We start from the raw sequence: 13712 nt of genomic DNA, 5'->3' as shown, positions 1-13712 counted from the left end.
GGAGTCGTCAACGGACCGCCCTCCCGCCAGGATGGGCGGCACGGGAGGCACGGGTTGACGTCGGAAAGTTCGGCCCGCAGGCCCGCGGACTTGAGGAGGGAATGCGGGCTGACCCTCGGTTCAGCCCGATGACGTGATGTCGGTCACAAGGCCTCCCGGCGGGAGGCCGGCGCCTGCCAGGGATGATCGACCTGCAAAACGCGCCATCAAGGGGTGAAGGCGCCGCTGTGCCCCGGAACAGCGCCCTCAGCGCGAGAGCAGCCCCAGCACGTCGGAGTGGAATTCCCGGCGGTTGAGCACCCAGACCACCCCCAGCGAAGCGGCCACGCAGGCCCAGGGGGAGAAGAACCAGGCCACCAGGGCAAAGGAGAAGTAGCAGGCCCGCAGGCCGTCGTTGAAGGTCTCCGCCGCCAGCCCCATCACGCCGCCGGCCCGGTCGGCGAAGGCGTGGCGCTCGGCGTCGGTCCACGGCTCGTCACGGTCGGGCGCCGAGGCGACGATCAAGGCCCCGAAGCTGTACTGCCGCATGCTCCAGGTGAAACGGAAGAAGGCGTGGACGAACACGCCGGTGAGCACCACCAGCTTGAGGTCGAAGACCTGCACCGAGGTGCGCGCGGCAAAGGGCAGCTCGCTGGCCAGCTCCGCGGTCTTCTCCCCTGCCCCCAGCGCCGCCAGCAGACCGCCAATGATCAGGATCGAGGTGCTGGCAAAGAAGGAGGGGCTGCTGGAGAGGTTCTGCACCACGATGCCGTCGACCACCCGGTTCTCGCGGTAGGTGGTGCGCAGCATCCAGCGGTGGCGCTCGCGGTTGGTCAGGCTCAGGATGGAGGCGCGCCGTTCGGCACGGCGCTTGGCAAAGGAGACATAGCCGGTCCAGGCGCCGAAGAACAGCGCCACCGCCAACCAGTCCGGCCAGGTGAGCAGGGCCAGGGTGCCAAGCAGGGTCATCGCGACAGGCTCCAGGACATCAGCAGAACAGGGCGCGCGGGCCGCATCGGCTCAACGCACCGGCGGCTCATCGGCGTCCTCGCCCAGGTCGGGCGCCGCGGCCACGCGGTAGTGCTCGTCGGCCCAGGCCACGAAGTCCACCCCCTTGCAACGGGCACTGCAAAAGGGCCGGTACGGGTTCTCAACGGCGTAGCGCGCAGCGCCACCGCAGGCCGGACAGCGGACGACACGGGCCGCCACGGGTGCGGCAGGCGCAGGGGAGGAAGAACTCATGAGGCGGTCAGCAGACACAGACAAGGGGGAAAGGGGCCACCGGCGGCGGGGGACAAGCCCGGCGCGCGGCCGGGCGCGGCGAATTCCGGCCGGCGCCCCTGGGGGTGGCCTGCACGGCACCACGGGCCTCGACGCCACCCGGCTTCACGCGGGGTCAGGCGTCGCCGCCGGTCGCCCTCAGGCGCACAAGGTCAGTTCGAAGTCGCTGTCCAGGCCGGCCGGGCGCAGCCGGCCCTCGGCGTCCATGCGCATGAGCCGCACCGACACCATCAGCCGATGGCCGGTGATCTCGGGCACCAGCTCCAGCGCGGGGTCGATCCGCAGCCGCAGCAGCTGAAAGCTCCGCCCCTGCGGCAGGCTCTGCTGGAAGGTGCCGCCCGGCGCAGCCACCCGATGCGGGCTGCCCGACTCGCGCAACAGCCCCAGCAGCACCGTGAGCGCCTGCGACAGCGGCGTGAGGGTGTCGATCCAGCGCTGCAGATCCACCTGCCGGCGCTCGGCCGAACGCTGCTGCCAGGCAAAGTAGCCCGGCAGGTCAAATTCGCAGGTGCCACCCGGGATGTTGATGCGGCTGCGGATGCTCATCAGCCAGTCGTTGGCGGTGAGCGCCTGCCCCGCCTTGCCACTTTGCTGGTTGAGCGCCGCATACGCGGTCTCGATGCGCTTGAGGACCTGGTCGAGTGCCGCCTCGGAAATGGCCGGATTGCCGCGGTAGGACTGCAACTGCGCGCGGTGCCGGTCGAGGTCCTTGAGCAGGTCGGACTTGATGTCCGCCCGGGCGGCCACGTCCATGATCTCGAAGAGGGTCGAAAGCGCGAAGTGGTGGTCCACCGCCTCTTCGCGCCGCACCAGCATGGCCAGGCGGGCGAACAGGTGCTCCAGCCGCAACATGGTGCGGATGCCCTCGTTGAACGGATATTCGTAGAGAACCAAGGTGCCAGCCCAGGCGTTGTAAGGAGGGATCGTGTGGCTGGATTGTTTCACAGCGCACCGCCCGGGGGGCAGGGGAATTGCCGCCAATCCTGCCAGATCTGGCGCACCTGCTGCGCCAGCGTGTCCAGGGAGACATCCGCGCCGTTGTCGATGACCGCGTCGGCCACCGCCAAGCGCTGCCCGCGGGAGGCCTGGCGGTCCATCACCGCCTGCACCACCTCGGGGGCCCAGCCAGAGCGTGCCTGCACCCGTCGGCGCTGCGTGTCAGGCTCGCAGTCCACCACCAGCACACGGTCCACGCGCTGCCGCCAGGTTCCGGTCTCCACCAGCAGCGGCACATCAAAGACCACCACCTGCCCCGGCGCCGCCTGCGCGGCCTGGGCCTCGGCCGCCTGCCCGATCAGGGGATGCAACAACGCCTCCAGCGCCACCTTGGCCGCCGGATCCCGCAGGATCAGGCCACGCATGTAGTCACGGTCCAGTGCGCCATCGGCGGCGACGGCAGCAGCGCCAAATCGCTGGGTGATGGCCGGCATGGCCGCCCCTCCGGGCAAGGTCAGGCCCCGGGCAATCGCATCGGTGTCCACCACCAGGGCGCCCAGACCGGCCAGCAAGCGGGCCACCGTGCTCTTGCCACTGCCTATGCCGCCGGTCAGCCCGATGCGGCGAATGGTCGGCAACGGGTCCGCCGCCGTCACGCCGCTCACCAGCCCATCCAACCCAGCACGCGCGGCAAGCCGGCAAAGAGCACAACCAAGCCGCCACCGGCCAGGAACGGCCCAAAGGGCACATAGCGCCCTTCACGCAGCCCGCCCGCCACTTTCAGGCCAATGCCCACGAAAGCCCCGATGACCGAGGACATCAGGACGATGGGCAGCAGCGCCTGCCAACCCAGCCAGGCGCCCAGTGCGGCCAACAGCTTGAAGTCACCCTGCCCCATCCCGTCCTTGCCAGTGGTGAGCTTGAAGAGCCAGTAAATGCTCCACAGGGACAGGTAGCCGCCCACGGCCCCCGCCAGGGCGTTGGACAAGCCGATGCCGCCCCAGCCCAAGCCCGCCACCAGCAGGCCCGCCCACAGCAGGGGCTGGTTGAGGCTGTCGGGCAGCAAGGTGGTGTCCCAGTCGATGCCGGCCAGGGCGACCAACGCCGCCACCAGTCCGCAATACAGCAGGGCCAGAGGCTCGCCCCCGTGCAGCATGCCCACCCAGGCGAAACCGGCACCGGTCAGCAACTCCACAAAGGGGTAGCGCCAGGAGATGCCGGCCTTGCAGGACGAGCAACGGCCACGCAGCGCCAGCCAGCTCAAGACCGGGATGTTCTCGTACCAGCGGATGAGGTGCCCGCAGTGCGGGCAGCGCGAGCGCGGCCGCACCAGCGTGCAGGCAGGCAGCGACTCAAGCGCCTGGTCGATCTTGCGCCCCGCCTCAGCCAGCCCGGCGGGCTGCGCCTGGCCAGTGGCGGACTTCCAGCCTTCGTCGTCCTGCAGCAGCGCCGCCGCCTCTTCCATCCAGCCGCGCTGCATCATGCGCGGCAGACGGTGGATCACCACGTTCAGGAAACTGCCCACCAGCAGCCCGAAAATCCCCAGAAACCAGGGCTGGAGCAGCAGCTGCCGCATCAAATCAACATTCAGCATCAAACGGCCTGCCCCAGCTTGAAAATGGGCAAATACATAGACACGACGATCCCCCCGATGATGGTGCCCAAAAAGGCAATGATGAGCGGCTCCATGAGGGTGGACAGCCCCTTCACCATTTCATCGACCTCTTCCTCATAAAACTCCGCCGCCTTGCCCAACATGTCATCAAGAGCCCCCGACTCCTCGCCGATGGCCGACATTTGCAGGACCATGTTCGGGAAGACGCCGGAATTGGACATGGAAGCGGTCAGCGACGTGCCGGTGGACACCTCCCGCTGGATTTGCTCAGTCGCGCGAACGAACACCGCGTTTCCCGCCGTACCGCCCACGGACTCCAAGGCCTCGACCAGCGGCACACCGGCGGAGAACATGGTGGACAAGGTTCGCGTCCAGCGGGCCAAGATCGACTTTTTGATCAGGTCCCCAAAGATTGGCATACGCAGCAGAAACCTGTCCATGAACCACTGCATCTTCTCAGACCTGCGCCAGGTCTGCACGAACATATAACCACCACCAAAAATCGATCCAAAAATTAGCCACCAATACGCAACAAAGAACTCGCTCATGGCCATGACCATCAGCGTCGGCGCAGGAAGCTCCGCGCCAAAGTTGGCAAAAACGCTCTTGAAGGCAGGAATCACAAAAATCATGATCACCGTGACCACGACAAAGGCGACCACCAGCACCGAAATCGGATAAATCAAGGCACTCTTGACCTTTTGCTTGAGCGCCAAGCTCTTTTCCTGATACAAGGCCAGCCGCGAGAGCAGCAACTCCAAAATACCCCCTGCCTCGCCCGCCTCCACCAGATTGCAGTAAAGGTTGTCGAAATACTTGGGGTGGCGACGGAAGGCCGCGGACAGGCTGGTGCCGCTCTCCACATCGGCGCGGATGTTCATCAGCAGCCGGGCGAGCGCCGGATTGGTGCCCCCTTTGGCGACGATGTCAAAGGCCTGCAACAGAGGCACACCGGCCTTCATCATGGTCGAGAGCTGTCGTGTGAAGACGGCCACATCCTTGGGCTTGATGGAGCCGCCCCCGGCATTGCGCCGCTTCTTGACCTTGGTGACGGTGATGCCCTGACGACGCAGGCTGGAACTGACGGCCGCCTCACCCCCGGCGCGCAGCTCGCCACGCACGATCTTGCCGTTGCGGTCCTTGCCTTCCCACTCGTAGACCTGTTCCTGGGCGTCCTTGCCCGCCTTCACTGTTGCGCCTGTTGCCATCGCCTTGGCGGCCTCGCCGGGCCGAGTAAGGGAACATGGGAGCCCTCCGGTGATGCCCGGTGGGCCGTGCTTGTCATTCGTTGGTGGCCGACACCACTTCCTCGATCGAGGTGACGCCCCTCCTCACCTTGAGCAGCCCGGATTGTCGAAGATCGCGCACGCCCTCGCGTTGCGCCTGCACCGCAATGTCGACCGCCGTGCCACCGGCCAGGATGAGCCGCTGGATGGCCTCGGTGATCGGCATGGCCTGATACAGACCCACCCGGCCACGATAGCCGTTGTTGCAGGATGGGCAGCCCACCGGCCGGTAGGGTTGCCAGGAGGTGTCCGACAGGTCGAGCTCGGTAAAGCCGGCTTTGAGCAGTGCCTCGCGGGGGTAGTCGGCCGGGGCCTTGCAGTTCTCGCAGAGGCGACGCACCAGACGCTGGGCGGTGATCAACAGGAGACTGCTGGCGACGTTGAACGGCGCCACCCCCATGTTGAGCAGACGTGTCAGCGTGGACGGCGCATCGTTGGTGTGCAACGTGGAGAGCACCAAGTGACCGGTCTGCGCGGCCTTGATGGCAATGTCCGCAGTCTCCAGATCCCGGATCTCACCGAGCATGATGATGTCGGGATCCTGCCGCAGGAAGGCCTTGAGCGCAGCCGAGAACGTGAGGCCCGCCTTGTCGTTGACATTGACCTGGTTGATGCCCGGCAGGTTGATTTCAGCCGGATCCTCCACCGTGGAGATGTTGACCCCCGGCTGATTGAGCAGGTTCAGGCAGGTATAGAGTGACACCGTCTTGCCCGAGCCGGTCGGACCGGTCACCAGCACCATGCCGTAGGGACGCTGGACCGATGCGAGCAGGCGCTCCTTCTCCTCCGGCTCGTAGCCCAGGGCCTCGATGCCCAGCTTGGCGGACGAGGGGTCCAGGATCCGGATCACGATCTTCTCGCCAAAGAGCGTCGGCAGGGTGCTGACCCGGAAGTCGATGGACTTGCTGCCAAACCGCAGCTTCATGCGTCCGTCTTGCGGCACCCGCTTCTCGGAGATGTCCAGCCGGGAAATGACCTTGATGCGGGAGGCCAGCTTGTCCTTGATGCCGATGGGAGGCTGCGTGATTTCGCGCAGCTCACCGTCCACACGGAACCGCACCCGGTAGTTGAGCTCATAGGGCTCGAAGTGCAAGTCGGAGGCGCGCATGTTGATGGCGTCCACCAACATCTTCTGCAGGAAGCGCACAACCGGCGCATCCTCCACGTCAGAAGTGACTTCGGCCGGCGCGGCTTCCGCTGTTTCCTCGGTGACCTCGAAGTCGAAGTCATCCGAGGCCATGCTCTCCAGGGCCTGGGAGGTGGTGGTATTGGCGGCCTCGATGAGCTTGCTGAGCTTGTCGTACTCCACCACCACATACTCGGGAGCGAGCTGGGTGGCGAACTTGATGCGCTCGATCAACTCCTGATCGGTGGGATCGGCCCCCGCCAAGAACAGGCGCACCCCACGCCGGCCCAACGGCAGCACGCGGTGCTCAGCAACCAGCTTGGCGTCCAGCAGGTTGCGGGGCAGGCGCTGGGCATCTACCGCCGCCAAGTCCAGCAGCGGCACGGCCAAGGCGTGGGCCAGGGTGTAGGCCAGCTCGGAAGCGGGCATCGTGCCGGAGCCGACCAGCTCGGCGATGAAGCTGGTCTTTTTCTCCTTGGCCACGCGGATCAGATCCTCCGCCACCTTGGGCTGCAGCTTGCCCCGGTGGACCAGGACACGCGCCACGCCCGAGAGCGCGGCGGCCTTGGGTTCTACGACGTTCTCAACGGCCATGGATGCCCGATACCTGACGAGTGGGAGGCCGCCAGGTCAGCAATCGCTGAACTGCAGGCGGCACGCTCACCGGGCTCGACGGGTAGGTCCACCCGGTGTCGGCCCCATTCGGGGCGCGGCCCTCAGGAGCCCGGCATCCGGGAAGTATCGGCCATCCGAAGGGCGCAGGGCCCGACTGACGGTAAAGGCAAGCAACAAGCCGCCGAGGCAGGCGGCCGGACGGCAGCGCCGGCGGCGTCACCGGCAGGCCCAGCCGCCAGGCACGCAGATCAGACGATCGGTGTGCGGATCAGTTGATCGAAAGCCGAAAGTGCGGCCTTGGCCCCTTCACCGGTGGCGATGATGATCTGCTTGTAGGGCACCGTGGTGCAGTCCCCCGCCGCAAAGATCCCCGGCACATTGGTGTGGCACTTGGCGTCGATGACGATCTCGCCGAACCGGCTCAGCTCCACCGTACCTTTGAGGAACTCGGTGTTGGGCACCAGGCCGATCTGCACGAAAACACCTGCCAGCGCCAGCGTCTGCTCGGCACCACTGAGGCGGTCCTTGAACTTCAGGCCGGTCATCTTCTGGCCATCGCCGACCACCTCAGTGGTCTGCGCGTTGACGTGGATGGTGACGTTGGGCAGGCTCTTGAGCTTGTTGACCAACACCTGGTCCGCCTTGAGTTGGTCCGCAAATTCCAGCAGGGTCACGCTCCTGACGATGCCGGCCAGGTCGATCGCCGCCTCCACCCCTGAATTTCCGCCGCCGATCACCGCCACGTCCTTGCCCTTGAACAGGGGCCCGTCACAGTGCGGGCAGTAGGCCACGCCCTTGGTCTTGTATTCGGCCTCACCAGGTACGTTCATGTTGCGCCAGCGTGCCCCAGTGGCGGCGATGACGGTGCGGGCCTTGAGCTCACCGCCGTTGGACAGCTTGACCGTCGCCAGCCCCCCGGGCTGGGCGGCCGGCACCACCTGATCCACACGCTGCAGGGTCATGACGTCCACGTCATAGGCCCGCACATGGGCTTCCAGGGCGGCGGCAAACTTCGGCCCCTCGGTTTCCTGCACGGAGATGAAGTTCTCAATGCCCAGGGTGTCCATGGTCTGGCCGCCAAAGCGTTCGGCCACGATGCCGGTGCGGATGCCCTTGCGCGCGGCATACACGCCAGCGGCCGCGCCAGCCGGCCCCCCGCCAATGATCAGCACTTCATAGGGCGCCTTGGCAGAGAGGGCTGCGGCCTCGCGCTTGGCGGCGCCGGTGTCAATCTTGGCCAGGATTTCACCCAGTTCCATGCGACCGGAACCAAAGGGCTGGCCGCCCAGATGCAGCGCCGGAACGGCCATGATCTGCTTGGCCTCCATCTCGGCCTGGAACAGGCCGCCGTCCACCGCAACCGCGCGGACGCGCGGGTTCAGCACCGCCATCAAGTGGGTGGCCTGGACCACATCCGGGCAGTTGTGGCAGGTCAGGCTCATGAAGGTCTCGAACGAGAACTCCCCCTCCAGCGCCCGGATCTGCTCGACCACCGCGGGCTCGACCTTGGGCGGGTGCCCGCCGGCCCACAGCATGGCCAGCACCAGCGAGGTGAACTCATGACCCATGGGCACGGCCGCGAAGTGCACGCCCATGTCCTGCCCGACGCGGGTGATCTGGAAAGAAGGCCGGCGCTCGAACTGGCCATCGAAACGGGCCGTGATCTTTCCCGGCGCCACGGCGGCGAGTTCAGCGACCAGCTCGCGGATCTCGGCGGCGCCCTGCGAGTCGTCCAGGCTGGCGATCAGTTCCAGCGGCTGGGTGATGCGTTCGAAATAGGCCGTGAGCTGGGCCTGGATGTTGGCGTCGAGCATGGTGAGGTCCTTGTGTCCCGGTAGTTGTCTTGCAACCGATGTCGAGATGGTAGGACGCCCGGGTCATTGCCGGGTTTGATTGCTCAAATCACCAAAATCGAGATTCCCTATCGCACCCCGACCCCGTCGTGGGCGCACCTCAAGCCAACACGAAGTTGTCGCGGTGGATCAGTTCGGCCTCGTTGGCATACCCGAGCAGGCCCTCGATCTGGGAAGAGGGCTTGCGGGCGATGAGCCGCGCCTCCGCGCTGGAGTAATTGGCCAGTCCCCGCCCGACCGCACGACCTTCCGCATCCAAGACCGCGATCACATCGCCGCGGTGGAACTCCCCCTGGACGCCCAGCACCCCGATGGGCAGCAGGCTCTTTCCCTCGTCGCGCACCTTGATGACGGCACCTTCGTCGATCGTCACGGCCCCCTTGAGCTGCAAGTGGTCGGCCATCCACTGCTTGCGCGCCGCCAGCTTGGGTGTGCCCGCCAGCAAGGCGGTGCCAATGGACTCCCCCGCGGCCAACCTGAGCAGCACATCCTGCTCACGGCCCCAGGCGATGATGGTGTGCGCACCGCTGCCCGCTGCGCGCCGGGCCGCCAGGACCTTGGTCAACATGCCGCCACGCCCGATGCTGGACCCGGCACCACCGGCCATGCGCTCCAGCGCCGGATCGCCCGCCTGGGCCTCCTCGATGAAACGGGCCTCCGGGTCTCGACGCGGATCCGCCGAATACAAGCCCCGCTGGTCGGTCAGGATCACCAGAGCATCCGCCTCCACCAAGTTGGCCACCAAGGCCCCCAGGGTGTCGTTGTCGCCAAACTTGATCTCGTCGTTGACGACGGTGTCGTTCTCGTTGATGACCGGCAGAACCTTCAGGCCCAACAGGGTCAGCAGCGTGGAACGGGCGTTGAGGTAACGCTCACGATCGGCCAGGTCCGCATGGGTCAGCAACACCTGCGCGCTGCCCAGGCCCTGCTCGGAGAGCTTACTCTCGTACATCTGAGCCAGGCCCATCTGGCCCACCGCCGCCGCGGCCTGCAACTCAGGCAGCTCCTTGGGGCGCGTCGTCCAGCCCAGACGTTTCATGCCCTCGGCGATCGCACCGGAGGACACCATGACGACCTCCCGCCCCTGGTGGGCCAGCGCGGCCAGCTGCCGACACCAATTGCCGATGGCCTCGGCATCCACACCCTTGCCCTCGTTGGTGACCAGGCTGGAGCCGACCTTGACGACGATGCGTCGCGCCCCCTTGAGCGGTCCGCCGTCCATCACGCCTCTCCCTCGGGTCGCACATCAAAGCGCGGGTCCGGCTCCGGCATGGGCGGGTTCTGCTGGGCGGAAACATGGTCCCAGATCGCATGGAGCAGCGGCTGCAGGCCCTCACGCGCCAGGGCCGAAATTTCGAAGACCGGCCCCTTCCACTTCAGGCGCTTGACGAAATCCTTGACCTTGGCCGCACGCTCCTCCGCCGGCACCATGTCCAGCTTGTTGAGCACCAACCACCGCGGCTTGCCATGCAAGCCTTCATCGTACTTGCGCAACTCCTCGACGATGGCCTTGGCCTGCTGCACCGGATCCACCGCATCGTCAAAGGGCGCCATGTCCACCACATGCAGCAGCAGGTGCGTGCGCTGCAGGTGCCTCAGGAAGAGGTGGCCCAAGCCCGCGCCCTCGGACGCCCCCTCGATGAGGCCCGGAATGTCCGCCACGACAAAGCTCTTCTCCGGCCCGACACGCACCACACCCAGGTTGGGATGCAAGGTGGTGAACGGATAGTCTGCAATCTTTGGCCGCGCGTTGGAAATCGACGCGATCAGGGTCGACTTGCCGGCATTGGGCATGCCCAGCAAGCCCACATCTGCGAGCACCCGCAGCTCCAGCTTGACCTTGAAGGCTTCCCCCGGCCAACCCGGCGTGGACTGGCGCGGTGCGCGGTTGGTGGAGGTCTTGTAATGCAGGTTGCCAAAGCCACCATCGCCGCCCTTGGCCAGCAGAACCGGCACATCCGGCTCCAGCAACTCAGCCAGCACCCGGCCCGACTCCACATCCGTCACGATGGTGCCCACAGGCATGCGCAAGACGATGTCCGGACCCGCAGCACCAAAACAATCCGCGCCGCGGCCCCCCTCACCATGCCGGGCCTCATGCCGACGGGAATAGCGGTAGTCGATCAGGGTGTTCAGACTCCGATCACCCACCGCAAAGATGCTCCCCCCCCTGCCACCGTTGCCGCCATCGGGCCCGCCGAAAGGAATGAACTTTTCCCGGCGGAAGCTCACGCACCCCGCACCGCCATGCCCCGCGGCAATGTCGATGGTCGCTTCATCTACGAACTTCATGGAGTACTCGCTGTCGTCGTATGGAAAGAAACCCACGCCTCGTCCCTGGGAGAACCGCGGGTTCACCAGCCCGGGCACAGGGCCGGCGCCCGCACAGTCGCGCCAGCCCATCCAAGGTGGTGAAAGGAAGCCAAAAAGGCAAAAAGCCCCGGCACGCCGGGGCTTCACACTGCAGACTGCAGTTTAGGCAATCCGGCACAAAGACCGGATACCGCCACTCAGGCGGGCGTGATCACCACGGTGTGGCGGCTGTGCTCGCCTTGCACCTTGAAGGACACCACGCCATCGACCAGCGCGAACAGCGTGTGGTCACGGCCCATGCCGACATTGCTGCCGGCATGGAACTTGGTGCCGCGCTGGCGCACGATGATCGAGCCAGCGGAAACCACTTGACCGCCGAACGCCTTGACGCCCAGCATCTTCGGTTGAGAGTCGCGGCCGTTCCGGGTGGAACCGCCGCCTTTTTTCTGTGCCATGGATCAGTTCTCCAGCGGGACGAATCAGGCGTTGATCGCGCTGATTTGCAGTTCGGTGTAAGCCTGGCGGTGACCGCCATGCTTTTGGTAGTGCTTGCGGCGACGCAGCTTGAAGATGCGCACCTTGTCATGACGACCTTGGGACAGGACCACAGCCGTGACCGTGGCGCCACTCACCAGGGGAGCACCGACCTTCAGATCACCGCCGTTACCGACAGCCAGCACCTGATCGATCACCACTTCCTGGCCAACGTCCGCAGCAATCTGTTCTACCTTGATCTTCTCGCCAGCGGCAACGCGATACTGCTTGCCACCGGTTTTTACGACCGCGTACATAAGAGCCTCTCAAAAGTGACTTGGATCTTCCGCGCGCAGCGTCGTCGCCAGCGCACAAGAAAAGCCAAAACGGAACCCGAAAGCATAGCGCGAATCGGGGGCGCCTGTCAAGACAGGCCAGCGGAAACCCGGTCCTCCCGCGTGCCCTTCCCTATAATCTGCGATCCCCATCCACTACGGAAGCTCAACGTGTCATCAAGTCCCGACCAAGCCGCCGCGGCCGATCAGACAGCCGCGCCCGCAAGGAACCCGGACCCGATGGCCGCAGACATGGCGCGCGTCGACGCCGTCATCCGCCGCCGATTGAGCTCCGATGTCGCCCTGATCGAACAAATCTCCCACTACATCATCGGTGCGGGCGGAAAGCGTATGCGGCCGCGCCTGCTGATGCTGTTCGCGCAGGCTCTCGGACATCAAGGAGACGACCAGTACGAACTTGCGGCCGTGGTCGAATTCATCCACACCGCCACGCTACTGCATGACGACGTGGTGGATGAATCCACACTGCGCCGAGGCCGAGACACCGCCAATGCCATGTTCGGCAACGCTGCGAGCGTGCTGGTCGGCGATTTCCTCTACTCCCGCTCGTTTCAGATGATGGTCTCCTGCCACCGCATGCGGGTGCTGGAGGTTCTGGCAGACGCGACGAACGTCATCGCCGAAGGCGAAGTTCTGCAGTTGATGAACATGCATGACCCCGACATTACGGTCGAGGACTACCTGCAAGTCATCCGCTACAAGACCGCCAAGCTCTTCCAGGCCAGCGCTCGCTTGGGCGCTGTCATCGCAGATGCCCCATCCTCTACCGAGGAGGCATGCGCCGAATTCGGTCAAGCCCTCGGGACCGCATTCCAACTGATCGACGATCTCCTTGACTACGAGGGAGATACCGTGGCGCTGGGTAAGAACGTCGGAGACGACCTCCGGGAAGGCAAGCCCACCCTGCCACTGCTACTTGCGATGCGCCTGGGAACCCCCGAGCAGCGCGAAACCATCCGCCATGCCATTCAGCACGGTGAAGTCGAGCGCCTTCCCGACGTGATCCAGATCGTGCGAGAGACCGGAGCCCTGGAAGCCACCCGGGATGCCGCCAAGAAGGAGGCCGAGCGCGCGGCCGCATCAATTGCGCAGCTACCCCCTTCCCAAGCCAAGAATCTATTGCTAGAATCATGTTTTCGCTCTGTTGAGCGCCGCTTTTAAGGCAAATCAACAGATACGGGGTGTAGCTTAGCCTGGTAGAGCGCTACGTTCGGGACGTAGAGGCCGGAGGTTCGAATCCTCTCACCCCGACCAAGAATTACCTTGCAAATCAAGGACTTCAAAGCCCCAGCATGCTGGGGCTTTGGCGTTTCTGGACGCCGTTGGTGGCAGATTAGTGGCACACGCCGCCACTTGGGCCGCACCCGCGCGCAGGTGCGCGATGAACAGCCTGCCTAGACCCTGCACCACACCCATTGGAGCATCGTCATGGCGCCCAGCGAGAACCTGACCTCCACCTTGTCGTACAACCGCGAGAAGGCGCTTAGGTCGGTGTCCAGAATTCCGGCACCAGCCCATACGGCGCGAACAAGGTCTGGAAACAGATGAATCGCGAAGGCGTGGCGGTGGCCCGGTGCACCGTCGAGCGTCCGAACCAGCTCTGGGTCCCGGACTTCACTTACGTCTGGACCTGGCAAGGCTAGCTGTACGTGGCCTTCGTGGTGAACGTGTATGCCCGGCGCATCGTGGGCTGGCACGTGAGCACGTCGATGACCACCCGTAAGCTTCCCCTCCCGGTAGACAGCCGAAACCAGAGAATGCGGCCCAACCCCGAAGGAAGAGGCCGATGAGGAAAAGCAAGTTCACGGCAGAGCCAGATCGTGGCGATCCTCAAGGAGGGCGAGTCCGGCATGCCGGTGATCGAGGTCTGCCGCAAGC

General features: G+C 65.4%; 13 protein-coding genes, 1 tRNA gene and 1 pseudogene. 3 read left to right on the top strand and 12 right to left on the bottom strand.

All coding sequences use genetic code 11. From position 1 onward, the window contains the following. Positions 1–246 precede the first annotated feature (246 nt). The 12 genes from G3A44_RS21140 to rplU form a co-directional block, all read right to left on the bottom strand. Positions 247–948, bottom strand: a complete 702-nt coding sequence (locus tag G3A44_RS21140) for a DUF599 domain-containing protein (RefSeq protein WP_163459734.1) — start codon at positions 946–948, stop codon at positions 247–249. 51 nt (positions 949–999) lie between these two features. Then, a complete protein-coding gene (locus G3A44_RS21135) occupies positions 1000–1221 on the bottom strand; it encodes a DNA gyrase inhibitor YacG (protein ID WP_163459733.1) in 222 nt (73 codons plus the stop codon). A 177-nt stretch (positions 1222–1398) separates the two neighbouring features. Next, positions 1399–2154: a cell division protein ZapD gene (gene zapD, locus G3A44_RS21130; RefSeq protein ID WP_163459732.1), complete on the bottom strand. Its 756-nt coding sequence runs from the start codon at positions 2152–2154 to the stop codon at positions 1399–1401. A 47-nt stretch (positions 2155–2201) separates the two neighbouring features. Then, the gene (gene coaE, locus G3A44_RS21125; protein ID WP_310734430.1) at positions 2202–2861 is read right to left on the bottom strand and encodes a dephospho-CoA kinase; all 660 of its coding nucleotides are present in this window, start codon (positions 2859–2861) and stop codon (positions 2202–2204) included. After that, positions 2858–3790: a prepilin peptidase gene (locus G3A44_RS21120; protein WP_203561515.1), complete on the bottom strand. Its 933-nt coding sequence runs from the start codon at positions 3788–3790 to the stop codon at positions 2858–2860. The genes coaE and G3A44_RS21120 overlap by 4 nt, the downstream gene beginning before the upstream one ends. Then, a complete protein-coding gene (locus G3A44_RS21115; protein ID WP_163459731.1) occupies positions 3790–5019 on the bottom strand; it encodes a type II secretion system F family protein in 1230 nt (409 codons plus the stop codon). Before G3A44_RS21115 ends, G3A44_RS21120 begins: the two co-directional genes overlap by 1 nt. Before the next feature lie 73 nt (positions 5020–5092). Next, entirely contained in the window at positions 5093–6817 is a 1725-nt protein-coding gene (gene pilB, locus G3A44_RS21110) for a type IV-A pilus assembly ATPase PilB (protein WP_163459730.1), read from the bottom strand. Positions 6818–7086: 269 nt separating this feature from the next. Then, positions 7087–8652: an alkyl hydroperoxide reductase subunit F gene (ahpF, locus tag G3A44_RS21105; RefSeq protein WP_163459729.1), complete on the bottom strand. Its 1566-nt coding sequence runs from the start codon at positions 8650–8652 to the stop codon at positions 7087–7089. Between the two features lie 139 nt (positions 8653–8791). Further along, positions 8792–9913, bottom strand: a complete 1122-nt coding sequence (proB, locus tag G3A44_RS21100) for a glutamate 5-kinase (RefSeq protein WP_163459728.1) — start codon at positions 9911–9913, stop codon at positions 8792–8794. Continuing rightward, positions 9913–10983 carry an Obg family GTPase CgtA gene (gene cgtA / locus G3A44_RS21095; RefSeq protein WP_163459740.1) on the bottom strand — a complete coding sequence of 357 codons (1071 nt, stop codon included), beginning with the start codon at positions 10981–10983 and terminating at the stop codon, positions 9913–9915. Before cgtA ends, proB begins: the two co-directional genes overlap by 1 nt. A 218-nt stretch (positions 10984–11201) precedes the next feature. Continuing rightward, the gene (rpmA, locus tag G3A44_RS21090) at positions 11202–11459 is read right to left on the bottom strand and encodes a 50S ribosomal protein L27 (protein ID WP_163459727.1); all 258 of its coding nucleotides are present in this window, start codon (positions 11457–11459) and stop codon (positions 11202–11204) included. A gap of 24 nt (positions 11460–11483) precedes the next feature. Next, the gene (gene rplU / locus G3A44_RS21085; protein ID WP_163459726.1) at positions 11484–11795 is read right to left on the bottom strand and encodes a 50S ribosomal protein L21; all 312 of its coding nucleotides are present in this window, start codon (positions 11793–11795) and stop codon (positions 11484–11486) included. Positions 11796–12053: 258 nt separating this feature from the next. Here rplU and G3A44_RS21080 point away from each other — a divergent pair, with 258 nt between their 5' ends. The 3 genes and pseudogenes from G3A44_RS21080 to G3A44_RS21070 all read left to right on the top strand — a co-directional run. Then, a complete protein-coding gene (locus G3A44_RS21080) occupies positions 12054–12995 on the top strand; it encodes a polyprenyl synthetase family protein (protein ID WP_163459725.1) in 942 nt (313 codons plus the stop codon). A 16-nt stretch (positions 12996–13011) separates the two neighbouring features. Next, positions 13012–13088, top strand: a tRNA-Pro gene (locus G3A44_RS21075). Between the two features lie 263 nt (positions 13089–13351). Further along, positions 13352–13552, top strand: a pseudogene (locus G3A44_RS21070) (DDE-type integrase/transposase/recombinase); the annotation flags it as partial. Between the last annotated feature and the right edge of the window lie 160 nt (positions 13553–13712).

Origin of the sequence: Ideonella livida (assembly GCF_010499455.1) — a bacterium.
Lineage (GTDB): Bacteria > Pseudomonadota > Gammaproteobacteria > Burkholderiales > Burkholderiaceae_C > Ideonella > Ideonella livida.
This window is presented reverse-complemented; position numbering and strand designations above follow the sequence as displayed.